Annotated in this window: 14 protein-coding genes and 2 pseudogenes; 3 read left to right on the top strand and 13 right to left on the bottom strand. The window is 72.3% G+C overall.

Annotation, left to right across the window (positions count from 1 at the left end; genetic code table 11):
• The first annotated feature begins 79 nt into the window (after window positions 1-79).
• Window positions 80-4,222: a hypothetical protein gene (locus QQY24_RS11600; RefSeq protein WP_301972594.1), complete on the top strand. Its 4,143-nt coding sequence runs from the start codon at window positions 80-82 to the stop codon at window positions 4,220-4,222.
• A 232-nt stretch (window positions 4,223-4,454) separates the two neighbouring features.
• On the opposite strand, the pseudogene QQY24_RS11605 reads toward QQY24_RS11600, so the two are convergent.
• From QQY24_RS11605 to QQY24_RS11615, 3 genes and pseudogenes are all read right to left on the bottom strand, one after another.
• Window positions 4,455-5,385 (bottom strand): annotated as a pseudogene (locus QQY24_RS11605) (IS5 family transposase).
• A gap of 117 nt (window positions 5,386-5,502) precedes the next feature.
• Window positions 5,503-7,083 (bottom strand): IS1182 family transposase, encoded by a 1,581-nt coding sequence (locus QQY24_RS11610; RefSeq protein WP_301972595.1) that lies wholly within the window; start codon window positions 7,081-7,083, stop codon window positions 5,503-5,505.
• A 156-nt stretch (window positions 7,084-7,239) separates the two neighbouring features.
• The gene (locus QQY24_RS11615; RefSeq protein WP_301976216.1) at window positions 7,240-8,334 is read right to left on the bottom strand and encodes an NAD(P)-dependent alcohol dehydrogenase; all 1,095 of its coding nucleotides are present in this window, start codon (window positions 8,332-8,334) and stop codon (window positions 7,240-7,242) included.
• A 127-nt stretch (window positions 8,335-8,461) separates the two neighbouring features.
• On the opposite strand from QQY24_RS11615, the gene QQY24_RS11620 reads away from it, so the two are divergent.
• On the top strand, window positions 8,462-9,352 hold the full coding sequence (locus QQY24_RS11620; protein WP_301972596.1) for a helix-turn-helix transcriptional regulator: 891 nt from the start codon (window positions 8,462-8,464) through the stop codon (window positions 9,350-9,352).
• Window positions 9,353-9,424: 72 nt separating this feature from the next.
• Here the strand turns inward: QQY24_RS11620 and QQY24_RS11625 are convergent.
• The 5 genes and pseudogenes from QQY24_RS11625 to QQY24_RS11645 all read right to left on the bottom strand — a co-directional run bounded on the left by QQY24_RS11625 (window position 9,425) and on the right by QQY24_RS11645 (window position 15,959).
• Window positions 9,425-11,421, bottom strand: a pseudogene (locus tag QQY24_RS11625) (S8 family serine peptidase).
• A gap of 302 nt (window positions 11,422-11,723) precedes the next feature.
• Window positions 11,724-12,407 (bottom strand): ABC transporter ATP-binding protein, encoded by a 684-nt coding sequence (locus QQY24_RS11630; RefSeq protein ID WP_301972597.1) that lies wholly within the window; start codon window positions 12,405-12,407, stop codon window positions 11,724-11,726.
• 138 nt (window positions 12,408-12,545) lie between these two features.
• Window positions 12,546-13,994, bottom strand: coding sequence for an ABC transporter permease (locus tag QQY24_RS11635; RefSeq protein ID WP_301972598.1), 1,449 nt, complete (start codon window positions 13,992-13,994; stop codon window positions 12,546-12,548).
• Window positions 13,995-14,142: 148 nt separating this feature from the next.
• The gene (locus tag QQY24_RS11640) at window positions 14,143-15,390 is read right to left on the bottom strand and encodes an Ig-like domain-containing protein (RefSeq protein ID WP_301972599.1); all 1,248 of its coding nucleotides are present in this window, start codon (window positions 15,388-15,390) and stop codon (window positions 14,143-14,145) included.
• Between the two features lie 221 nt (window positions 15,391-15,611).
• Window positions 15,612-15,959 carry a hypothetical protein gene (locus tag QQY24_RS11645; protein WP_301972600.1) on the bottom strand — a complete coding sequence of 116 codons (348 nt, stop codon included), beginning with the start codon at window positions 15,957-15,959 and terminating at the stop codon, window positions 15,612-15,614.
• 109 nt (window positions 15,960-16,068) lie between these two features.
• On the opposite strand from QQY24_RS11645, the gene QQY24_RS11650 reads away from it, so the two are divergent.
• Window positions 16,069-16,395, top strand: a complete 327-nt coding sequence (locus QQY24_RS11650) for an LAETG motif-containing sortase-dependent surface protein (RefSeq protein ID WP_301972601.1) — start codon at window positions 16,069-16,071, stop codon at window positions 16,393-16,395.
• 310 nt (window positions 16,396-16,705) lie between these two features.
• Here the strand turns inward: QQY24_RS11650 and hutH are convergent, their stop codons facing one another.
• From hutH to QQY24_RS11675, 5 genes are all read right to left on the bottom strand, one after another.
• Window positions 16,706-18,244: a histidine ammonia-lyase gene (hutH, locus tag QQY24_RS11655; protein ID WP_301976217.1), complete on the bottom strand. Its 1,539-nt coding sequence runs from the start codon at window positions 18,242-18,244 to the stop codon at window positions 16,706-16,708.
• A gap of 63 nt (window positions 18,245-18,307) precedes the next feature.
• Window positions 18,308-19,516 (bottom strand): GGDEF domain-containing protein, encoded by a 1,209-nt coding sequence (locus QQY24_RS11660; RefSeq protein ID WP_301972602.1) that lies wholly within the window; start codon window positions 19,514-19,516, stop codon window positions 18,308-18,310.
• Window positions 19,517-19,762: 246 nt separating this feature from the next.
• Window positions 19,763-20,557 carry an enoyl-CoA hydratase/isomerase family protein gene (locus QQY24_RS11665; RefSeq protein ID WP_301972603.1) on the bottom strand — a complete coding sequence of 265 codons (795 nt, stop codon included), beginning with the start codon at window positions 20,555-20,557 and terminating at the stop codon, window positions 19,763-19,765.
• 1,243 nt (window positions 20,558-21,800) lie between these two features.
• The gene (locus QQY24_RS11670; RefSeq protein WP_301972605.1) at window positions 21,801-22,925 is read right to left on the bottom strand and encodes an adenylate/guanylate cyclase domain-containing protein; all 1,125 of its coding nucleotides are present in this window, start codon (window positions 22,923-22,925) and stop codon (window positions 21,801-21,803) included.
• A 124-nt stretch (window positions 22,926-23,049) separates the two neighbouring features.
• Window positions 23,050-23,910, bottom strand: coding sequence for a biotin--[acetyl-CoA-carboxylase] ligase (locus QQY24_RS11675; protein ID WP_301972606.1), 861 nt, complete (start codon window positions 23,908-23,910; stop codon window positions 23,050-23,052).
• Window positions 23,911-23,931: the final 21 nt, after the last annotated feature.

Below are 23,931 nucleotides of genomic sequence, written 5' to 3' on the forward strand. Positions count from 1 at the left end.
CTATCGGCTCTTTTCTCATCGGACGCAACTTGGGGGGCAGATGTCCGGCCTTTTCCGCACACGCCACGTGGACAGATCATTGAAAAAGAAACCGATAATTCCCGGCCGGCTCCTCGCCACGGTCGCGGTCAGCGCGCTGGCGCTGTCCCTTGCGCCCGCCCTTCCGGCCGCGGCAGACAGCGGCAGCGGGTCGCCCATCTCGACGCCCGCGCCGCCATTGTCCCAGTCCTACCCGGACGGCCCCCTGGGCACCACGCGCGCCGCGGACGACTCCGGACTGACCAAGGACCAGCAGACAGCACTGGCCGCAGCACAGAGCAAAGCGGCCGCCACCGACAGCCCCGTTCAAGTGGCGGCGCTGACCAGTGAGACCGACACCGTTCAGGCCAACCCCTCGGGCACGGTCACCTGGACCACCAGTCTGCTGCCCGAACGCGTCCGTCAGAACGGCACGTGGGTGCCCGTCGACACAACGCTGAAGCAGAACGACGACGGCACCTACAGCCCCAGGGCATCGGCCGAGCCCCTGTCCTTCTCCGGCGGCGGCAGCACGCCGCTGGTGTCCATGACCAGTGGCAAGACGAAACTGGCCTTTTCCTGGCCGCAGACACTGCCGGCCCCGACCGTGTCCGGTGCCACGATCACCTACCCCGACGTTCTCAAGGACGTCGACCTCAAGCTGACGGCCAACACCCTCGGCGGGTTCTCCGAGCTCATCGTCGTCAAAACCTCCACGGCGGCCACCGACCCCGCCTTGGCCACCCTGAAACTGACCACCCACGCCAGCGGGGTGACGGTCTCCGACGACGGCCACGACAACCTGGAGGCCGCCACCAGCGCGGGCCAGGTGATGTTCAGCGCACCCCAGCCCCTGATGTGGGACTCCTCCACCGGCGCGAGCGCCACCCGTCTGCTCGCCGCATCCCGCGGCACGACCGGCGCGGCTGCCGCCGACAGCGCGAGTGACGGCACGTCCGGGCCCGGCATCGGCGCCCAGGTCGCCCGAGTCGCCGACGACGTCAGCGGCAGCACACTGTCCCTTACACCCGACCAGAAGCTGCTTGTCGGCTCCGCCACCCACTACCCGGTCTACATCGACCCCACCTGGAACCCGCACTACGCCTCCGGCAGCAAACAGCACTACGTGGAAACCCAGCAGGGCTGCCCCACGGCGAAGAACTACGACTCCACCCAGTACGGCGACCCGGGCGTCGGCTACAACAGCTGGTCAGGCTGCATCGGGGCCGAGCGCTCCTACTTCCAGCTCGGCATCCCCTCCACCGTGTGGGGCACCTACGTCGTGTCGGCCACGGTCGACGCCAAAGAGAACTACTCGGCCAGCTGCAGCCTCTCCTCCACGGTCAAGCTCTACCTCACCGGTGCCATCGGTTCCGGCACGACGTGGAACAACAAGCCGGGCCTGTCCAGCTACCTGACGGGCAAGAGCTTCGGTCCCGCCTGCAGCAGCGAGCCCTCCGGCGGCTTCGACGTGACCTCGACCATCGCCAAGAAGGCCGCCGCGAAGGACTCCAGCTGGACCTTCGCCCTGGTCAACAGCCAGGAATCAAACAGTGACGGCAACTACTTCAAGCGATTCGCCAACAACCCGTCGATGTCGATCGAGTACAACCACATCCCCAGCAAACCGGGCACCCTGGCCGCCAAGTTCGGCACGCACTCGGTCGGCTGCGGCACATCCACTCCCTACCCCGTCATCGGTAAGACCCTCGTCACCACACCACCCACGCTCAACGCCGTGGTCAGTGACGGCGACAAGGACGCCCTGGCGGCGACCTACAAGTACTGGGTCAACGGGGGCAGCTCCACCACGAGCACCAGCGCGACCGTCTCAAGCGGCCAGAACGCCCCCAAACAGCTGTCCTCCTCCTTCATGAGCGGGCTGAGGACCGGTGACACGGTGGGCTGGAACGTCACCTCCAGCGACGGCAAGGACACCAGCACCGCCTCCTCCACCTGCCACTTCACCATCGACCTCACCGCCCCGGCCGAGCCGACCGTCAAGGACAAGGACGGCACCTACCCCGAGGACTCCCCCGGCATCACGCCCGCCGGCACCCCGGGACACTTCACCCTCAGCACCAACAGCGCCACCAGGTTCCTCTACAGCCTCGACGTCACCCCACCCACCTCCAACACTCCCAGCAACGAGGTCGCCACGGCCTCCGGCAACACCGCGACGATCTCCGTCACCCCCACCGCTCCCGGGACGCACACCCTCTACGTGTACGCGGTTGACTCCGCCGGCAACATCTCCACCCAGCAGCAATACCAGTTCACCGCCCTCGGCCACACCGGCAAGACCTACCCCAGCCTGAAGGACGCCTTCAACAACACCGCCGTCACCGACAACGTCAACCAAGCGGCCGCCGACGCCGACGGAGTCGGCGCCACCCTCTCCCTGCAGGACCTCAAGGCCGCCGGCTGGCAGCCCGGCGGCAAGATCACCGTCGACGGCGCCACCTTCACCCTGCCCAGCTTCGCCTCCTCCACCGGCGACAACGTCATGGCCGCCAACCAGACGATCCAGATGAACGGCAGCGGCCACGCGCTGGTCTTCCTCGGCTTCTCCACCTACGGACTCGTCAGTTCACAACGCGCCGAGGACGACTACTCCAGCCCTGCCATTCCCGACGGCACCTCCGTCAGCGGCACCGAATGCACCCTCGGCAACGGCCAGTACGAAGACTGCCGCGCCGGCGGCCCCTACGGCTCCGTCACCTACGCCGACGGCAGCACCTCGGCCTACCACCTGACCGTCCCCGACTGGGTCTACGGCTCCAACGCCCTGGCCGCCGTCACCCTCCCACACCGCAACCACACCAGTGGTACCCAGGAAACACGAAGCAGCAATATCTACGCCTTCGCGGTCCCCCTCAAAACCGGCGCCCAGATCAGCTCCGTCACCCTGCCCGACCTCAGCAACACCGCCCGCCAGTACGTCCCCGGACTCCACCTGTTCGCCATGGCCGTCCGCGACACCACCACCGCACCCAGCGGCGCGCAATGGACCGGCGCCTGGAGCTCCCCCAACGAAGGCGCCTTCAACTACGAAGGCACCGACTACAAGAACCAGACCTTCCGGATCGCGGCCGACCCCAGCGTCGCCGGCTCCAGCGTCCGCATCCGCCTGTCCAACGCCCTCGGCCGCACCCCACTGACCATCGACCACACCACCCTCGCCACCCAGTCCTCCGGCGCCGCCGCCACCGGCACACCCACCGACCTCACCTTCAACAGTGGCAGCAAAACGGTCACCATCCCGGTCGGAGGCGAGGTCTACAGCGACCCGACCCCCTACACCGCCACACCCGGCAAACGCATCATGGTCAGCCTCCACCTGGCCAACACCACGCCCTACCTCGTGCAGCACAGCTGGGCAAGCGCCGCCGTGCAGTACGTCAGCGCCGTCGACTCCGGCGACCACACCACCGACACCAGCACCACCGCCTTCACCGGGACCGGCGTGCAATGGGGCGAATTCACCAACATCCTCACCGGCATCGACATCACCACCAGCGGCAACCAACCCACCGTCGCCGTCCTCGGCGACAACCTCACCGACCCCTTCGCCAGCAGTACCAAAGCCGGCCTGACCACCCCCCGCATCCCCGACGACCTGGCCACCGAGCTGCGCACCAACGATCAGCAGGTACCGGACTACGGCGTCATCGCCTCCGGTATCGAGAACAACCGCATCGCCACCGACCAGGACCAGGGCGGACCGGCCGTCCTCACACGCCTGGACCGCGACATCCTTCAGGAACCCGGCATCAGCACCGTCATCGTCGACGAGGGCCTCAAAGACATCACCGCCGGCACCGACGACATCAGCCTCGAGCAGGGCTACGACCAGCTACTCGCCCAGCTACGCGGCTGGGGCATCAAAGTCGTCCTCACCACCCTCACACCGTGCAAGGGCTACACGCCCTGCACCACCGCCGCAGACGCCAACCGCGCCGACGCCAACACCTGGATCACCGACCAGACCGACTACACCACCCCCACCGTCACCTACCTCGACGCCGAGGCAGCCGTAGCCACCCCCGACCCCACAAGCACCGCAGACCCCACACCCCTGATCCTCACCAACACCACCGCCCCCAACGACTACGACCCCGGCGACCACATCAACCTCACCACCGACGCCTACCAAGCCATCACCAACACCATCGACCTGACCACACTCGTCCCCGCCAACTGAGACCGCCCAATCACCAGCGTCTGCGCGGCAACCCGCGCGGGGGCGCCGCACAACCGAACACAGGCCCGAGAGTCGTTCCTCCGCGCGGTGGCTGCGGAGCAACGGCCCTCTGGCGTCGCTCCCACGATTGTCTGCCATGGCTGTCGCTCGAGGATCCGCCGGCCTGTCGCTTGATCCGCAATCTGCGGCAGTCGCCCTACAACTTGGATCCCGCCAGGACCTGTCCGGCCGATCATGTGCGGAGCCAGATGGCGAGGGCTGCGGCTGTCGCGGTGCCGAGGTAGACGTAGCCGCGCTTGGCGTAGCGGGTGGCCACGGCTCTGGCGTGCTTGAGCCGGTTGATCGCCCGTTCGACGGTGTTGCGTTTCTCGTAGCGCTCCTCGTCGAAGCCGGGTGGCCGTCCGCCGCGTGAGCCTTTGCGCAGGCGGGCGGCCTGGCTGTCGGTCTTCTCCGGAATCGTGTGCCGGATGCCCCGGCGCCGCAGGTGGTCGCGGCACGGGCCGTTGCTGTAAGCCTTGTCCGCCGCGAGGCTGCCAGGCTTCGTGCGTGGTCTGCCGGGCCCGATCCGCAGGACGCGGATTTGCTCCAGCACGGGCTTGAACTGTGTACAGTCCGCTCGCTGTCCCGGTGTGACGATCAGGGACAGCGGGCGGCAGCGGCCGTCCGCGCCCAGGTGGAGCTTGGTGGTGAACCCGCCCCGCGAGCGGCCCAGGCCCTCACCTCCCGCACCACCTCCACCAGTCGGCCGACGAGGCTTTGCCACGGGGTTTCGCCCTGGTGTTCTGCCGTTGGGTCCCCCTTCGAGGCGGGTGTCGGCGGTGGTTCGGTGCGGGCGCCGGCGACGTGCTGATGTGCCCGCACGATGGTGGAGTCGACCGAGATGTCCCAGTCGATCTCCCCAGCCGCGTCGGCCTCGCCTGGACCTGCTGGAGCAGGCGTTCCCAGGTTCCGTCCGCCGACCACGGACGGTGGCGTTCATGGACCGTCTTCCACGGACCGAACCGTTCGGGCAGGTCACGCCACTGCACGCCGGTCCGCACCCGGTGCACAATCCCGTCGATCACCTGCCGGTGATCCCGCCACCTGCCACAACGCCCGTTGCTGACCGGCAGGAACGGCCGAAGCCGTTCCCACTCGGCGCCCGTCAGATCACCCCGCCCCATGTCCACATCAACGACACGACCGCGGAGCAGTCACATGATCGGCCGGACAAGTCCTAGAAGACTGATGAAGATCTTGGTGAGGGGCTGTCCGGCCGGAGGCCGGATGGCTCCTCTTCGTTATGTGGCGGCTGGGGCGAGGTGCCAGGCGCCGTCGATGCGTGTGAGTTTGAGGTTGATCAGTCGGCGGAGGTTGAGGGCGGCGGCTCGGGTGTGGAGCCAGGTGTCGTTCTTGAGGGTGCCGCGGTAGCGCAGGCGGCGGTTGCCGTGGTGGACGAGCCAGGCGACGGCCCGTTCGACCGGTGGCCGCCAGCGGCGGTAGTCGGCCTGCCAGCCGGCGTCGGTGGCGGCCTGGCGGCGGGCGGCGGTCTGGAGGTCGTGGTGGGGTCGGATGGTCAGGATGCGTCCGGCCCTGGCTTTGGTGCACCGCTCACGCAGTGGGCATCCGGTGCACAAGGTGCTGAAAGAGGCTTTGCGCCGGTGGTGCTGCCCGCCGGGTTCGGACAGGGGGACGGTGTGTCCGGCCGGGCAGGTCACGACGGCGGCTTGGGTGTCGATGGCGAAGTCGTCGAGGGTGAAGCCGCCGGGGACGGCGGTCCGCAGCGGGGCGGGTTTGAGGAACAGCCGGTGCCCGGCCTCGTGGAGGGTCTGGCGGGCATCGCCGGTGGAGTAGGCGGTGTCACCGAAGACGTCCACCGGGGTGTTCTCGTCGGCGAGCAGCTCAAGACCCACGGCGGCCTCGTGGTGTTCGGCTCCGGCGTCGGGCCGCAGGGCGAGGGCGGTGTATAAGCCGGTCTCGGGCTCGATGACCAGGTGGGCCTTGAAGCCGTCCTGCCGGTGGCTGCGGGTCTTGTGGACGTGCCGTGCTTCGGGATCAACGGTGGAGACCATCCGGCCCGGGGCGGTGCCCCGGGTGATGCGCCAGCGTCCGTCGCGGCCGCCGGAGTCCTCGGCGGGCTCGACGTCCTGTCCGGCGACCAGGGCCAAGATGCCCACCGCGTTCGCGGCTTTCTCCCCCAGTGGCTGTTCGGGCAGGTGGCCCAGCAGCCGCAGCGCGTCCGTGACCAGCGCGTCGACCAGTTCGGCGCGGGCCTGCTCGTCGTTCCAGGCGATCTTCGGCTTGCCCGGGTCGGTGTAGTCGTGCGCGCTGCACTGCGCGATGGCGACCGCGTCGGCGCCGGGGACCTCGCGGATCACCGCGCGGACGGCGGCGATGAGCTGGGTGACGGTGTCCTGGGTGGCGACCGCGTCGTCCAGCACGGTGGAGTCCAGCGCCCCGCGGTGCTTGCCCTTGAGGACGCCGGTGGCCTTCACGACCTCGCGCACGGCGTCGAACACGCGGTTCGGGCGGGCGGAGCGGGCCGGCCGGCGGCGGAAGCAGGCCAGCAGCGACGGGTCGAAGGCCATGTCGTGCAGGCCCAGCCCGCATGCGGCCTTCCACCGCAGGTCGCACCGCAGTTCCTGGACCGTCTCGAAGTCCGACAGCCCGTGCAGGGCCTGCAAGGTGATCGCGGCGGCCAGGATCTGCGGCGGCATGCTCGGCCGTCCGTTCGCCGACGGATACATGTCCGCGACCATCCCAGCCGGGAACAGCCCGCCGCGATGCTCGGCCAGGAACGCAAACACACTCCCGGCCGGGATCAGACCCCGGCAGGTCTCCCACACGTCCGGCCCGATCGTCTCACCGACCCACTCACCCATCGCCACACAACGGGTCTGGCCCTGCCGCTGACGCGGCAGGGCCAGAACCCAACATCTTCATCAGTCTTCTAGGCGCCGGCGCCACGCCCCGGGGCCGGGTCCGGGGCCGCCACCGGGGTCACCTGCAGCCCGCTCGCCCCTCCCCCGCCGCCTTCGTCAGATCGTCGCCGCGTCGATCACGAAGCGGTAGCGGACGTCGCTGGCGAGGACCCGCTCGTACGCCTCGTTGATCTGCTCGGCGCCGATCAGTTCGATCTCGGCGTCGATGCCGTGCTCGGCGCAGAAGTCCAGCATCTCCTGGATTTCGCGGATGCCGCCGATGACCGAGCCGGCGAGCGTCCTGCGGCCGCCGATCACCGGGAACCGGTTGAGGGAGACGGGCTCCTCGGGGGCGCCCACGTTCACCAGCGCGCCGTCCGTCCGCAGCAGCGATAGGAAGGCGCCGAGGTCCAGCGGGGCGGAGACCGTGGAGACGATCAGGTCGAAGCTGCCGCGCAGCTCCTCGAAGGTCTTGGGATCGCCGGTGGCGTGGTAGGGGTCGGTGCCCAGCTTCAGCCCGTCGTCCTTCTTGCGCAGGGACTGCGACAGGACGGTGACCTCGGCGCCCATCGCGTGCGCGAGCTTGACGCCCATGTGGCCCAGGCCGCCGAGGCCGACGATCGCGACCTTCTTGCCGGGGCCGGCGTTCCAGCGGCGCAGCGGGGAGTAGGTGGTGATGCCGGCGCACAGCAGCGGGGCGGCCGCGTCGAGGGGGAATCCGTCGGGGATGCGGACGACGAAGTCCTCGTCCACGACGATCTTCTGGGAGTAGCCGCCGTAGGTGGGCTCGCCGTCCTTGCCGACGGCGTTGTAGGTGCCGACGCTGCCCCGGAGGCAGTACTGCTCCAGGCCCCTGAGGCAACTCTCGCACTCGCGGCAGGAGTCGACCAGGCAGCCGACGCCCACGCGGTCGCCGACCTTGAACCGGGTGACGCCGGGACCGACCTCGAAGACGACGCCCGCGATCTCGTGGCCGGGGACCATCGGGAAGATCGCCTCTCCGTAGCCCTCGCGGACCCGGTGGATGTCGGAGTGGCAGATGCCGGCGAACTTGATGTCGATCAGGACGTCGGACCCGCGGACCGCCCGCCGCTCGATGGTCGTCCGCTCCGGCGGGGCCTTGGCGGCGGGTGTGGCGTACGCAGCAACAGTGGTCGTGCCGGAGTTCTCCCTGCGGTGGTGTCCGTGCCCGGCGGCCTTCCGGCCGGGCACGGCACCCAGCCTGCCCGGGGCCCGGCCGGCCACCCAGACCACGCCTCTGCGCACGACCGGGGTGCCCGCCACCAGCGGGATCAGGCTGGGGCGGGTACGACCGTGAGTACTGGACACATGGACGTGGGTGCCGGAAGCGGAGACCGCCAGCCGGCCGCTGGACCGGCGGGCCGAGCTGAGCGAGTTCCTGCGCAGCCGGCGGGCCCGGCTGAAGCCGGAGGACGTGGGGCTGCCCGATCTCGGGCGACACCGCCGGGTGCTCGGGCTGCACCGGGAGGAGCCGGCCCAGTCGGCCGGGGCCTGGGTGGCGTACGACACGCGGCTCGAACAGGGCAATGGGCGGAACGTCTCGGCGCAGGTCCTGGACTCGATCGCCCGCGCCCTGCGGCTGACGGACGCCGAGCACGCCCATCTCACCCACCTGACAAAGCCGAAGGCGCACAAGAAGAAGCCGGCGGCCCGGCAGCAGCAGGTCCGCTCGGCGCTGCGCCAGCCACTGGACACGATGGACGGCGTGCCGGCGTACGTGGTGGGGCGCCGGGCGGAGATCCTGGCGTGGAACCGGATGGCGGCCGCGCTCTTCGGCGGCTGGGAGGAGCTGCCGGCCGGTGAGCGGAACCGGGCGCGGCCGGTGTTCCTGCGGCACGAGTACCGCGATCTCTTCGTGGACTGGGAACAGAAGGCGACCGACATCGTCTGCGCGCTGCGCATGGACGCGGGCTGCCACCCGGACGATCCGCGGCTGTCCGCCCTGGTCGGCGAGCTGTCGGTCAAGAACGAGGAGTTCCGCCGGCTGTGGGCCACGCACGGCGTGAAGGAGCAGAACCACGGCGTCAAGCGGCTGTGCCATCCGCTGGTGGGCGACCTGTCGCCGAACTTCGAGGGCTTCCGTCTGGCGAGCGACGCGGACCTGTCCCTGGTGACCTGCCACGCCGAGCCGGGTTCCCCCTCGGCGGAGTCCCCGCGGCTGCTGGCGAGCCGGGGCACGGACGCGGCCCGTGCGGTGCCGTCGGTGTGACCGGCGGCGGCGCGCACGCGGGCGGCCCGCCGGGAGCCGAGGCTCCCGGCGGGCCGCCCGGTCTGCTGCGGGCTACTTGCCGGAGTAGGCGTTGTGGACCGTGATCGTGGAGGTGTTGCCCTTCTTGTCGGTGATCTTCGCCCGGAAGGAGAGGGACTTGCCCTTCGCCGGGTTCTCGACGGTGATCCCGCCGCTGTGGACGGTGACCTTCTTGAAGGTCTTGCCGTCGTGGGCGACGTAGACGGAGAGGGACTTCAGGTTGCCGCCCGCGGCCGATCCCTCGACGCTCACCGGGAGGGTGACGGTCCTGCCGGCCGTGACGCGGCTGTCCAGGCCGGTGGTGGCGCCGAAGTGCAGGGTGGAGGCCGGGAGCTTGGCGAAGCCGCCGGGTTTCTTCGAGCGGAACGTCCAGGTCGCGTCGATCCGCGTGGACGCCCCGGCGACCTTGGCCGACCGTTTGACCGAGGTGGTCAGCTTGTAGGCGGCGCCGGCGGACGGGACCTTGAAGGCCTTCTCGCCGAACAGCGGGTCGTCGTTGGAGCCGACCTTGGTGCCGTTGCGGTACAGGGTCGTGGTCACCGAGGTGAACAGCGACGAGCCGGCGTGCCCGGCGCCGTCGGCGAACAGGGGCAGCGAGCCGTGGATCTGGTTGCCGTCCCGGTAGAGGCCGAAGTCGGCGTTGACGTGCGGGGCGAAGACCGCGGTGTTGAAGGTCTTCGTGTACGTCCTGCCGGCGGTGAGGGACTGGTTGCCCAGGCCGTAACCCGCTTCGGTGACGGGGAAGCCGTCCTGGTCGGCTCCGCCCGCCTGCTCGAACCGCAGGTCCCACGTCGCGCCGCCCCGGGCGGACAGGTGCAGGGTGCGGGTGCCGGGGAGCTTCTGGAGGAAGGACACGGAGGATGCGCCGGAGCCGGCGGTGTTGAGGATGTACGTGCCCCTGGGCACGCGCACCCTCACCGTGCCGGAGGCGTCGTACGGGTCGGGTTCCTGCCCTCGGGCCGGACCGGTCACGCCGGTACGGCGCCGACGGTGAGCGCGGCGTCCGCGCTGCCCGGCGAGCCGATCGACCGGGGGCCTCCGTTGCCCGCGGCGATCGCGAACAGGACGCCCTTGTCGGCGGAGAGCTTGTTGACCTCGGCCTCGAGCGGGTCGACCTCGGGGGTGTCGTACCCGCCGAGGCTCAGGTTGATGACATCGGCGCCCTGCCGGGCCGCCCATTCCATGCCGGCGAGGATGCCGGAGTCGTCACCGGAGCCGGTGTCGTCCAGGACCTTGCCGTTGAGGATCCTGGCGTCGGGCGCGACGTCCTTGTACTTGCCGCCCGACTTGGCGCCGGTGCCCGCCGCGATGGAGGCGACGTGGGTGCCGTGGCCGAAGTGGTCGGTGGCGTCGGCCGCGGTGGTGAAGTTCTTCGACTCGACGACCTGGTTCCTGAGGTCGGGGTGGGTGGTGTCCACGCCCGTGTCGAGGACGGCGACCTTCACGCCCTTGCCGGTGTAGCCGGCGGCCCACGCGGTGGGGGCGCCGATCTGCGGCACGGACTTGTCGAGGGCGGCCCTGCGCACGCCGTCGAGCCGGACGTGCGCGATGCCGGAGGCGGTCCGGTCGCCGTCGGTGACGGCGTGCCGCAGCTCGGCGGTGTCCTGGAGCGGGGTCTGCACGGCGTCCGCGTTCAGCGCCTTGAGGCTGCGGCGCAGGGTGCCGGCGTCCCGGACGTCGGTCCTGGTGGCCGTGGCGGTGCCGCGGTAGCCGACGATGACCTTCAGGCCGTTCTTTCGGGCCCTGCGGGTGGCGGCCCTGTTCAGTTCCGTGACGTCGAACAGCCGCTGGTCGAGCGTGCCGGAGGCGACGAGGCGGGCCGCGTCGGCGGGTACGACCAGTGTGTGGCCGTCGCTCCTGCGGGCCTGGAAGGGGACGTGCTCGCGCCCCTCGGCCCGCTGGAGGCCGACGACGCGGCCCTTGGCGTCGAGGTCGACGCGGTCACCGGTGATCAGGGTGACGTGGTGCCGGGCGGTGAGCGTGGCGGCGGGTGCGCGCTGCCCGGGCATCGCCGACGCCGGGCTGGTCATGCCCGCGGCGAGGGCGACGGCCGCGGCGGTGGCCACCGTGGCCGCAGCCGCTTTCTTCACTTGACTGCGCAAGTTCTCCCCCTGGAGATGGAGTACCGGGCGAATTCCCCGTTCACCCGGCCGGGGGGAGTCCCGCACACCTGCACGTCAACCCCCCGGATCCTGGAGTGTGCCGGGGGGTGATCAGGCGGTTCAACGGCGGAGGGGAAGACGGCGCAGTGTCCCCGGGGACTGTTACGCGCCGGACGGGACACCGTTACACGACCGCGAAGCCCCTTGTGAGCCAAGGGTGTTGTGGCACGTCAGGCGCCCGCGTTCTCCTTCACGGTGATCTTCCCCCTGCGGATCGTGGCCAGGCGCGGTGCCTTCCGCGCGATCGCGGAGTCGTGGGTGACCATGATGAAGGTCAACCCGTGTTCCTTCCACAGGCGTTCGAGGACGTCCATGATCTCGTCGCGCATGCCCTCGTCGAGGTTGCCGGTCGGTTCGTCGGCGAGCAGCACCTTGGGCCGCTTGACCAGGGCGCGGGCGATGGCGACGCGCTGCTGCTGCCCGCCGGACATCTCGGAGGGCAGGTGGCCCAGGCGTTCGCCGAGGCCGACCGACTCCAGCGCCTCGGCCGCCCGTTCGCGCCGCTCCCGCACCTTCACGCCGAGCGGGACGAGGGCGGTCTCGACGTTCTCCTGGGCGGTCAGCGTGGGGATGAGGTTGAAGGACTGGAAGACGAAGCCGATGTTCTCGCTGCGGACCCTGGTCAGCCGTCCCTCGGAGAGCCCGGCCAGGTCGGTGCCGTCGAGGGCGACCTCGCCGGAGGTGGGGCGGTCCAGGCCGCCGAGCATCTGCAGCAGGGTGGACTTGCCGCCGCCGGTGGGGCCCTGGATGACGAGGCGGTCGCCGTCGCCGATGGTGAGGTCGATGCCGTCGAGGGCGGTGACGGTGGACTTGCCGCGGGTGTAGCGCTTGGTGACGTTTCTCAGTTCGTACACGGTGGCTCCTGGAAGGTGGGGTTCGGGCGGGGTGCGCGTCGGTGGCCGCTGCGGGCGGGCGGGGGCCGGTCGCGCGCTGCCCCCGCGCCCCGTCGGGCCGGCACGCGGGTGCGTGCCGGCGGGCGGGCCGTGGCTCCGCTACTCCACGCGCCGCAGCGCGTCCGCCGGGCGCAGTCGCGACGCGCGCCAGCCGCCGAACGCGCCGGCGATCAGACCGCCGGCCACCGCCAGGCCCACGGCGAGGGCGATCGTCGTCACGCTGACGGGGGCGGTCAGGGCGACCTCCAGGGTCTTGGCCGTCTGGCGGCCGGGGCCGCCGAACCCGCCGCCACCGCCGGGGCCGCCGCCGAAGCCGCCGCCGGTCGTGCCGCCGAGCTGGGCCTGCAGGGTCGGGCTGACGGCCGTGACGGCGTACGCGCCCGCCAGGCCGAGCGCGATGCCGAGGACGCCGCCGACCAGGCCGTTGACGACGGCCTCGCCGACCACCTGCCGGGTCACCCGGCCCGACTTCCAGCCCAGCGCCTTGAGCGTGCCGAACTCGCGCACGCGGCGTGAGACCGCGGAGGAGGTGAGCAGGCCGGCCACGAGGAACGCGGCGATCAGGACCACGATGGACAGCCACCTGCCGACCTTGGTGGCCAGGGAGGAGGCGGTGGACAGCGAACCGGAGACCGTCTTGGCCAGGTCGGAGGACGTGGTGACCGTCGTGCCCGAGACGTTCTTCTGGATGGCGCTCTTGACGGAGTCGATCCGCTGGGAGTCGGTCGCCTTGACGTAGATCGTGGTGATCTTGTCCTTCTCGTCGGCGAGGGCCTGCGCCCGCCGGAGCGGGATGTACAGGTTGGCCGCCGAGTCGCCGCTGGTGGCGGTGGCGATGCCGATCACCGTGAACTTGGTGCCCTTGACGGTGACGGTGGAGCCGACCTTGTACTTCTTCTGCTTGGCGTAGGCCGAGTCGGCCACGGCCACCCCGGCGTCGGTCTCGGTGGTCCTGAAGGTGCGGCCGCTGGTGATCTTCGAGGAGGTCAGCGGGCCGAGCGCGGTCCTGGTGACGTCGGTGCCGAAGACCGTGTACTGGTTGACGTCGAAGTCGGCACCGCCGCCCTTGACCTCGCCCTGCGGCTGGCCGGTGCCGCCGCCCCGCTGGAATCCGCCGCCGTTCTGCTGGAACCGGCCGCGGGTGAACTGGCCGCTGACCTTCACCACGTCGAGGCTCAGCCCGCCGACGGCCTGCGAGACGCCCTGCTGGTCCGCGACCTTGGTGACGGTCGAGGAGGCCAGGGTGGTGAACCCCTGCACCCGGACCCGGTCGCTGCTCTGCGTGGAGCCGTCGTCGTCACCCTTGGCGTCGAACCGGAAGCGCGGCTGCTGGGAGCTGCCGGCGGTCGGCGTGGCCGCCTTGGTCACCGTCATGTCCGTACCCAGGCCGTACAGCGACTGCAGGACCTTGTCCTGGGCCTTCCCCATGCCCTGGGACACGGAGTTGACCACGATGACGAGGGCGATGCCCAGCGCGAGGCCGGAGGCGACGACGAGGGCCGCCTTTCTGCGGCGGCGCAGTTCGCGCCTCAAGTAGGTGAAGAACATGCGCCGCAAGGTAGGTACGGCGCGTGATGACTCGATAAGGCCGTCATAAGAGGAGCATGAGAAGGCCGTGCCGGAGCCGGAAGCACCGGTGCCGCCCCTGGAGGGGGGGCGGCACCGGGAGGAGCGTGGAGGGGCTGCGGGACGGGCGTCAGACGGCCGAACCGGCCTTCCACTGGGCCCAGTCCATGTTCCAGCCGTTGAGGCCGTTGTCCGGGGCGACGGTCTTGTCACCGGTGTGCTGGATGACGACCACGTCACCGACCAGGGAGTGCTCGTACATCCACGCGGCCGGGGTGCTCGGGTCGTTGGCGCCCTTGGTGTCGGACAGGCCGACGCAGCCGTGGCTGGTGTTGACGCTGCCGAAGATGGACTTCGCGCCCCAGTAGTTGCCGTGCAGGAAGGTGCCGGAGCTGGTCAGACGGATGGCGTGCGGCACGTCCTTGATGTCGTACTCGCCCTTGCCGTCGTCGTCGGTGAAGCCGACGGTCGCGCCGTTCATGCGCGTCTGCTTGAACTTCTCGGACATCACCATGACGCCCTCGTACGTCTTGTTGTCCGGCGAACCGGCGGAGATCGGGATGGTCTTGACGACCTTGCCGTCCTGGGTGACCTTCATCTGCTTGGTCTGCGCGTCGACGTAGGAGACCTGGTTGCGGCCGATGTGGAAGGTGACCGTCTTCTGCTGCACGCCGTAGACGCCGCTGGCACCCTCGACGCCGTCGAGCGCGAGCTTCAGCGTGACGGTGGAGCCCTCCTTCCAGTAGGTCTCCGGGCGGCAGTCCATGCGGTTGGCGCTGAACCAGTGGCAGACGACCTCCTGGCCGCTGGTGGAGGTGACCGTGACGCCCTTCTGGACGGCGGCCTTGTTGGTGATCGCCTTGTCGAAGTTGATCGACACCGGCATGCCCACGCCGACGGTGGAACCGTTCTCCGGCGTGAAGTTGCCTATGAAGCTGTTGGCCGGGGAGACCGTGGTGAAGGAGGCGTTCTCGTGGGCCACCCGGCCGTCGGAGTCCTTCGCCTCCGCGGCGACCTTGTAGGTGGTCGAGCGCTCCAGCTGGCCGCTGGGCTGCCAGCTCGTCCTGTCGGCGGACAGCGCGCCCGCGACGGCCTTGCCGTCGGCGGTGGTCATCGTCACGCCGGTCAACGTGCCCTTGGCGACCTTGACGGTGGCCGAGTTGTTGATGGAGGCGTTGTTCGAGCCGTCCTTGGGCGTGATGGTGATCTGGGCCTCGGACGCCTTCGTGGCAGCCGCCGCGTCGGCCTGTGCCTGCGAGGCGTCACCGCCGTCGGCCGCCTTCGCGTCGCCGCCGCCGGAACAGCCGGTGAGCACCAGAACACCACCGAGCAGTGCGGACGCGACCGTCAGGCCCTTGCGCCGCTTGCTGTCCGTCATCACACGCTTCTCCATCGTTGCCGATTAGCGAAAACTCCGGGAGTCCCCCGTCGAGAAACTTCAACGCTACGACCGGTTCGTCCCGTTCCACAGGGGTGGCGAATGTGGGCCGCACCACGTCCGCGTCGGCGCGGGCGGTGCGGGAACCGGCCGTACGTCCCCTGAGACGACAGAACCCCGGACGGCGGTTGCCGTCCGGGGTCACTGGTGCCCCGGGACGCTCAGCCGATGCCGTCCTCTTCCTGGTCGTGGCCGTCCCCATCATCCTCGTCCAGGTCCCACTCCGGCGAATCGGGGTCGTAGTCGATCCGCTCGCTGGACCAGGACGCCTGCTGCAGCTCGATCCCGGGCACCTCGCTGACCAGGTCGAACGGATCCACGAGATACGCGAGGGCCTCCGCGGTGTCTTCCGTCACAGCGCCCTCGGCCAAGGAGCGCTCCTCCGGCGGCAGCTCCGGATCGCCGGCGAGCCGGCGCAGCGCCGCCCCGGTCACCCGGCCCTCGTCGTGCACTTCGAGGATCAGCTCCGCCCGGATCCGCACAAACCGTGATGTCTCTTCGTCGCTCATGACGGGAGCGTACGGCCGAAACCTCTCGTGACTTTCCTGTGACCCGCGATTTTCACTACCATCGGCCCACACGGCCAATTCGCCAGCGTCACAAGGGGATCGATATTCCGTGTCATCCGCTCGCCGCCCGCTGCTGACCGCCACCGCCGCGGGCACCCTGCTGTGCGCCCTGTGGTTCGTCCCGTCCGCCAACGCCTCGCAGAACACCCCGGCCGGCGCGACCGCGCGGACGGTCTCGACGACGCGGGTCACCCAGCAGACCGCGGTGGTGTCCGGGACCGCCACCACGCAGGCCGCGGACGCCTCCGACGGCACCCGGCTCGCCGACACCGGCAGTTTCGACACCACTCCGTACGTCGTCGGCGGCAGCGCGTTCCTCGCCGTGGGCGCCGGGTTCGTGGTGTATTCGGTACGGCGGGAACGCCTCGAATTCTGATCCTTCCCGACGTTTCCCCGGCCGGGAACGCGCGGTCCGCCCATGAAGGGGTCACCGGGCGTGCGGCAGTGCGCCACCGCGGCTGTGGGCGTGCTGTCGCCCGCCCTCGTCACGGGCTGTTCCGGCGGGAAACCGAAGGACGCCGGGGACGGCGGGGGCGGCGGGACGGCACGGCGGCGAAGCCGGCCGCGGAGGCGCTGGACGATGGTCCGCAAGGCCTGCTCGGTGCCGGTCGCCGTCATCGGGGCCCAAGCGGCGGAGCCGGGTCGACGTCCCGGGGGCCCGGCACGGCGCCGGGCCCCCACCGGCCTCAGCGCAGCGGGCCGGTCACCTCCTCCACGGCGGCGACGAGTTCCCCGCCGCGCACGAACGCGTCGGCGGCGGCCAGGTCGGGCGCCAGGAACCGGTCCGGGCCGGGCCCCCGCACGCCCGCGGCGCGCACGGCGTCGATCACGGCCCGGGAGGCGGGCGCCGGGGCCAGGCCCTCGCGCAGCTCGATGGCGCGGGTGGCGGCGTACAGCTCGACGGCGATGATCCGGGTGAGGTTGTCGACGGCGGTGCGCAGCTTGCGCGCGGCCGACCAGCCCATGGAGACGTGGTCCTCCTGCATGGCGGAGGACGGGATGGAGTCGGCCGAGGCCGGCACGGCGAGCCGCTTCATCTCGCCGACCAGGGCGGCCTGCGTGTACTGGGCGATCATCAGGCCGGAGTCGACGCCGGCGTCGTCGGCGAGGAACGGCGGCAGGCCGTGGCTGCGGTTCTTGTCCAGCAGCCGGTTGGTGCGGCGTTCGGCGATGGAGCCGAGGTCGGCGGCGGCGATGGCGAGGAAGTCCAGCGCGTAGGCCACGGGCGCGCCGTGGAAGTTGCCGTTGGACTCCACCCTCCCGTCCGGCAGCACGACCGGGTTGTCGACGGCGGAGGCCAGTTCCCGCTCGGCGACCAGGCGGGCGTGCGCGAGGGTGTCGCGTCCGGCGCCGGCGACCTGCGGGGCGCAGCGCACCGAGTAGGCGTCCTGGACGCGGGGCGCGTCGTCCTGGTGGTGGCCGGTGAGCTGCGAGCCCCGCAGCACGGCGAGCATGTTCGCGGCGGAGTCGCCCTGGCCGGGGTGCGGGCGGACGGCGTGCAGCTCCGGGGCGAGCACCTTGTCCGTGCCGAGCAGCGCCTCCAGGCTGAGGGCGGCCGTGATGTCGGCGGACTTGTAGAGCGTGTCCAGGTCGGCGAGGGCCATGAGCAGCATGCCGAGCATGCCGTCGGTGCCGTTGAGGAGGGCGAGCCCTTCCTTCTCGCGCAGCTCGACGGGCCGTATCCCGTGCTCGGCGAGCAGTTCGCCGGCGGGGCGGAGGCTGCCGTCGGGGCCCTCCGCCTCGCCCTCGCCCATGAGCGTGAGGGCGCAGTGGGACAGCGGGGCCAGGTCGCCGGAGCAGCCGAGGGAGCCGTACTCGTGCACGACCGGGGTGATGCCGGCGTTCAGCACGTCGGCCATGGTCCGCGCGACCTCGGGCCGGACGCCGGTGTACCCGGAGCAGACGGTCTTGAGCCGCAGGAACATCAGGGCCCGTACGACCTCCCGCTCGACCCGGGGGCCCATGCCGGCGGCGTGCGAGCGGACGATGTTGCGCTGCAGTTGGGCGCGCAGGTCCTGGCTGATGTGCCGGGTCGCCAGGGCTCCGAAACCGGTGGAGACGCCGTAGACCGGTTCCGGCTTCGCGGCCAGCGCGTCCACGATCTCCCGGGCCGCCGAGAGGGCCGTCTCCGCCTGCGCCGACAGCTCGACGCGGGCACCGCCGCGCGCCACGGCGAGGACGTCGGACGCGGTGACGCCGGACGTCCCCACCACCACAGTGTGCATATCCATATTCAGGAGCGTACGCATTGAATGCGGGGAAGTCACTAGTGGGGGCGCCGGCGCCCCTTACCCTCGCCGCGCCCCGCCCCACTCCCCACCCGGCCGGTCCGGCCGCTCCCGTCCGCCCCCGGACGGCCGGCGGCCGCGGAAGCGGCGGCGCTCGTCGGCCCGGGCGGGCGGTGGCTCGTCGGCGAGCCGGACGACGGGGTCGTCCGGCCCCTCCCGCCCGGCCACCACGGGCCGGTCCGCGCGCATCGCCTTGGCCCGGTACTGGGCGGCGTCGGCCAGCCGGAACAGCCGGCGGGCGTCGCGCACCGGCCCGATCGGGTCCTCGGTCGAGGCGACCCCGCACGCCACGCCCTCGCCCAGCTCCAGTTCGGCGGCGCGGCGGCACAGCTCCCGCGCGGCCTCGACCACGCCGTCGGCGGGCGGGCCCACGGCCAGCAGGCAGAACTCGTCCCCGCCGAGCCGCGCCGCGAGCGCGCCGGGCACCATCGCCCCGCACAGCGACAGCACCGACCCGAAGCGTTCGAGGAGGCGGTCACCGACGGCGTGCCCGTGGGTGTCGTTGACCCGCTTGAGGCCGTTGAGGTCGCAGACGACGAGGCTGACGGCCACGCCCTCGGTGCGGTGCCGTTCGACGGCCTCCTCCAGGCGCACGTCCACGGCGCGGCGGTTGGCCAGGCCGGTGAGGGCGTCGGTGTAGGCGAGGCGGCGGGCCTCCTCCAGGCGCTCGGTCTGCGCGATGCCGGCGGCGACGACGGCGGCCAGGACGGTGGCGAAGTCGGCGTCGGCCCGCGCGAAGAGGTCGGCACCGGTCGCGCGGGCGACGTACAGCTCCCCCCACGCCCTGCCGTGCAGCACCACGGGGGCGACGACGCAGCAGCCGCGGCGCCGGCGGCGCAGGGCGGCGACGCGCTGGTGGAAGTACCCCGGGGTGCCGGCGGCCGGGCCCAGGGCGGTCTCCACCCAGGCGTTGGGGCCGCCGCCGCCGGCCCAGCGCTCGTGCAGGAACTCGGTGATCTCCGGGAACTGGTGCACCGGATAGGTCTCGTCCTCCGGGAACTCCTCCTCGCCCGGGGCGCGGTCCCCCACGTTGACGAGGACCCGCAGCCGGCCCAGCTGGCGCTCCCACACCGACAGCGCCGCGAAGCCGCCGTCCAGCGCCCGGCACGCGCCGAGCGCGGCGGCCCGCCAGCACTCCCGCGGGGTGTGCGCCGCCGCCATCCCCTGGGCCAGCGCCACGACGGCCGCGAGCCGGTTGTCCTCAACCATCCCTCCAGGCTAAGGAGCAATACGACAAATGGGGACATCGATGGGGCGATCAGGTGGATTGTGGGAGAGTCGGCCACGATTCCGGTCCACGGGGGTGTAAAGGCTCCGGGAACGGGGTGGCCGGGACTCACGGGACTCGGCGGCCACGCGGGCGGCGGTGTCGCGCGGGGCGGGGGCGGACGGGTGACCGCCCACATCCCGCCCCCTCGGGCCGACCGCCGCCGGCCCCGCCCCGGGAGCCGCCCCTCACTCCCCCGGCCACTGCGGCCTGCGCTTGTCGTTGAAGGCCGCCACGCCCTCCGCCCGGTCCCCGGAGAACGCCACCGAGCGCCACGCCGCGTCCTCGACCTCCAGGCCGGCCCGCAGATCCAGCCCGTGCCCGAGGCGCAGCGCCCGCTTCGCCGCCCGCAGCCCGACCGGCGAGTTCCCGGCGATGCGCGCGGCCAGCGCCAGCGCCTCCTCGCGGTCCCGCCCCTCTTCCACCAGCTGGTCCACCAGGCCCAGGGCGCGCGCCTCGGCGGCCTCCACCCGGCGCGCCGAGAAGATCAGCTCGGCCGCCCGGGCCGCTCCGACCCGCCGGGGCAGCAGCTGCGTGCCGCCGCCGCCCGGGATCACGCCCACGGACACCTCGGGCAGCCCCACCACGGCCGTGGGGTCGGCCACGATCAGGTCGCAGGACAGGGCCAGCTCGAAACCGCCGCCCAGCGCGAAGCCGTGCACGGCCGCGATCGCCGGCATCGGCAGCTCCAGCACCCCGGTGTACGCCCCGCGCGCCACCGGCCGCTGCCGGACCAGGTCCGCGTCGCTGAAGGAGTTCCGCTCCTTCAGGTCGGCGCCGACGCAGAACGCCCGTTCGTGCGAGGAGGTCAGCACGACCACCCGGGCGTCCCGGTCGGCGGCGAGCGCCGCGCACGCGGCCGTGAGGGAGCGGGCCATCTCCGTGGAGACCGCGTTCATCGCCTTGGGCCGGTCCAGCACCAGCTCCGCGACGTGCCCGTGCCGCCGCACCAGCACGAAGTCCCCGTACCGCTCCTCGCCCATGACACCCTCCGGTTAACGCGGGTTAACTCCCTGACGTCCCGATCATCGCAGCCGCGCCCCCTCTCCGGAAAGGGCCGCCCCGGCTCGCCGTCTACACCCGTTCGAGTGACATCCCGGCCGTCCCGCCCCACACCGCCCACAGTGGCGCATAACGTGCGCCCCGTCGTGCGCCCCGGGCGCGCGGCGGGGAGGGAACCCATGACACCGAAGCCGCCGAAGGCACCGAGCACGCCGATACCCACCCGGCCCCGGGCACACCCCGGCACGGCCGCGCCGGGGGCCCCGGCCTCCGCCGGGCGGGCCGCGTCCGTCCGGCGCACCGGACCACCGCACCCCCGCGAACAGGCCGGGCGGGCCGAACGGGCCGAGCCCGCCAGGGCCGCCGAGCCGCCCGAGCCGCCCGAGCCGCCCGAGCCGCCCGAGCCGCCCGAGCCGCCGAAACCGGTACCACCCGCCGGACGGGCCGGAACGGCCGCGCCCTCCGGGCCCCCGCGCCCCGCCGCCTCCCCCACCGGTCGTGGGCGGCACCGCAGGCCCCGGCGGGGCGGGGTGCTGCTCACCCTCGGCGGTCTCGCCCTCGCCGCCGGGGTGCTCGGCCTCGTCCGGGCCGCTCCGGAACCCGTGGTCGGTGCCCCGGGCACGGCGCAGGCCGGTCCGCAGCACGGTGCGGGCGGCGGCGGTGGCGCCGCCGACCGCGCGGCCGGCACCGCCGCCGCCGGCACCGCCGGACCCTCCCCCGCGCCCCCGGCCACCTCGGTCGGGGGCGCGGTGAGCGCCGCCCCGCCCGGCACGGGTGCCGCCGTCACGCCCCGGGCCGCCCCGTCCGCCCCCTCCGCACCGCCCGCAGCGACCCCGACCGCCCCGGCCGGAGTCCCGTCCGGTCCTGCGCCCCGCCCCCCGGCGACGGTTCCCGCGCCCACGGCACCCGCGCCCACCACCGCGTCCCCGTCCCCGAGCCGGAGCACGCCCGCGCCGGCGCCGGGTGGTGGCGGTGGCAGTACTGGTGGCAGTGACAGTGACAGGCTGTGCGTACCGGTGATCAGGCTGTGCCTGGATCTGCCGGGCCTCCCGGCGAAGGGCTAGGGTCTCCCGTTCGGGTCGGGCCGGATCGGGGGGCGGGGTCCGGTGCCGTGCACCGCGAGGCGGAGGAGGGCGTCACGGCGGAGCCGTGGCAGCCGACGACGCGGCGGGGTGCGGCGCGGTGCCGGGGCCCGCGAGCCCGGCACGATCCGGACGAAAGACCTCAGGACGGGCCGTCGCGGCGGCCCAGCAGCCACGGCTCGACCACGCCGAGCCCGCGGACCGGGCGCTGCCACATCGGCTGGAGCGCGAAGCGGTACGCCGGCGGCTCCTCGCCCCGCTTCTCCGCCTCGGCCGCCGCCTCGGCCGCCTCCGCCTCCGAGGCGGGCGCCTCGCCGGTGCGGATCAGCTCCTCGGCGAAGGCGCTGTCCAGCAGCACGGCGTCGCGCGGTGCTATGGAGGTCAGCCGGGAGGCGAGGTTCACGGTCGTGCCGAAGACATCGCCCATCCGGGTGGTCACGGTGCCGAACGCCATGCCCACGCGCAGCTCCGGCATCGTCTCGTCGTTCGCCAGCGTCTCGACCAGGCGCAGGGCGATGTCCGCGGCCGTGCCGGCGTCGTCGGCGACGTACAGCACCTCGTCGCCGAGGGTCTTGATGAGCCGGCCGCCGCGGGCGGCCACCAGGTCGGCGGCGGTGGTCTCGAACGCCTCGACCAGCTCGCCCAGCTCCTCCTCCTCCATGCGCCGGGTCAGCCGCGTGAACCCGACGAGGTCGGCGAAGCCGACGGCCAGCCGCCGGTCGACCATCTCCTCGTCGTCGGCGGTCTGCACGACCCGGCCGGCCGAGGCGGCGAGCTGGCGGCGCCAGACGTAGACGAGGAACTCCTCCAGCTCGGGCAGGAGCAGCTCGACGATCGGGTAGGTCACCTCGGTGCGGGTCATGCCCGGCTCGGGCGGCTCGGTCAGGCCCTCCAGGAAGGAGTCGATCTGCCATTCGGCCAGCCGTGCGGTGGTCTGGCCGGTGGAGCGGGCCACCTGTACGGCCATGGCCTCACTGAGCAGCCCCGCCTCGACCAGACCGGCCAGGCGGCGCAGCGCGAGCACGTCGGCCTCGGTGAGGGCCCTGGCCTGGCCGATGTCGGCGAAGCCCATGGCCCGCCAGAACCGCGACGCCAGCTCCATGGAGACACCGGCGCTGCGGGCGGCCTGGAAGGGGGTGTAGCGGCGCTCGGCGCCCAGGATGAGCTGTTCCAGGCGCAGGGCCGGCGGGTCGTCGCCGGGGTCGGCGGCGTCGGGATCCACCCGGCCGGCCGCGTCCGCGCCGGAACCCGTGTCGTCGACGGTCACGCCTGCTGCCCTTCCGATCTGTCACGGTCAGGTATCGACCGGCCTCAACTCTACGGCAGGTGTGCGCCAGCTCACTGCGCCGGACGGACCGGCGGCACCCGGCACGGTGCCGGGCCGGCGTCCCTCACGCGGGCCGCACGTGCACGATGTCCCCCGCCCCGACCGGCTCCTGCACGCCTTCCTCCGTGGCGATGACCAGGCGTCCGTCGCCGTCGACCGCCACGGCCTCCCCCACGATCGCCCGGTCGCCGGGCAGCTCGGCCCGCACCGTCCGCCCCAGCGTGGCGCACCCGGCGGCGTACGTCTCCTGCAGCCGGCTGGCCACGGGGTCCCCGCCGGCCGCCCGCCAGCGCCCGTACCACTCCTCCAGGCGGCGCAGCACCGCCCGCAGCAGCGGGTCCCGGTCCGTGCTCACCGCCCCGGCCAGCGCCAGCGACCCCGCCAGGGGCACCGGCAGCTCGTGCGCGCGCAGGGTGACGTTGATGCCGACGCCGACGACCACCGCGTCGTCCCCGGCCCGCTCGGCGAGGATGCCGCCGGCCTTGCGCTCCTCGCCGCCGACCGTCACCAGCAGGTCGTTGGGCCACTTCAGGGCCGTGTCCACGCCCGCCGCCCGGGACAGGCCGGTCGCCACCGCCACGCCGGTGAGCAGCGGCAGCCAGCCCCAGCGGGCCAGGGGGACCTCGGCGGGGCGCAGCAGGACGGAGAAGAACAGTCCGGAGCGCGGCGGTGCGGTCCACCGGCGGTCCAGGCGCCCGCGTCCGGCGGTCTGCTCCTCGGCGATGAGCACCGCGCCCTCGGCGACGCGCTCCCCCGCCGCCCGGGCCGCCAGGTCGGAGTTGGTGGAGCCGGTGCGCGCGACCAGTTCGACGTCCGACCACAGGCTGCCCTCGCGCAGCAGCCCGCGCCGCAGCGACGCGGCGTTCAGGGGCGGGCGGTCCAGGTCGGACCAGCGGCTGTCGTCTGATGCATTGTGCGGCGTCATGCAAGTCACCCTAGGTGTGGG

The sequence above is a fragment of the Streptomyces sp. TG1A-8 genome, assembly GCF_030499535.1.
Taxonomy (GTDB): domain Bacteria; phylum Actinomycetota; class Actinomycetes; order Streptomycetales; family Streptomycetaceae; genus Streptomyces.

What these genes read in the sequence shown, in the direction of transcription:
- QQY24_RS11610 (WP_301972595.1), bottom strand. Translation starts at nt 7,083, where the DNA reads ATGGGTGAGTGGGTCGGTGAGACGATCGGGCCGGACGTGTGGGAGACC.
- QQY24_RS11635 (WP_301972598.1), bottom strand. Translation starts at nt 13,994, where the DNA reads ATGTTCTTCACCTACTTGAGGCGCGAACTGCGCCGCCGCAGAAAGGCG.
- QQY24_RS11640 (WP_301972599.1), bottom strand. Translation starts at nt 15,390, where the DNA reads ATGACGGACAGCAAGCGGCGCAAGGGCCTGACGGTCGCGTCCGCACTG.
- QQY24_RS11645 (WP_301972600.1), bottom strand. Translation starts at nt 15,959, where the DNA reads ATGAGCGACGAAGAGACATCACGGTTTGTGCGGATCCGGGCGGAGCTG.
- hutH (WP_301976217.1), bottom strand. Translation starts at nt 18,244, where the DNA reads ATGCACACTGTGGTGGTGGGGACGTCCGGCGTCACCGCGTCCGACGTC.
- QQY24_RS11660 (WP_301972602.1), bottom strand. Translation starts at nt 19,516, where the DNA reads ATGGTTGAGGACAACCGGCTCGCGGCCGTCGTGGCGCTGGCCCAGGGG.
- QQY24_RS11665 (WP_301972603.1), bottom strand. Translation starts at nt 20,557, where the DNA reads ATGGGCGAGGAGCGGTACGGGGACTTCGTGCTGGTGCGGCGGCACGGG.
- QQY24_RS11675 (WP_301972606.1), bottom strand. Translation starts at nt 23,910, where the DNA reads ATGACGCCGCACAATGCATCAGACGACAGCCGCTGGTCCGACCTGGAC.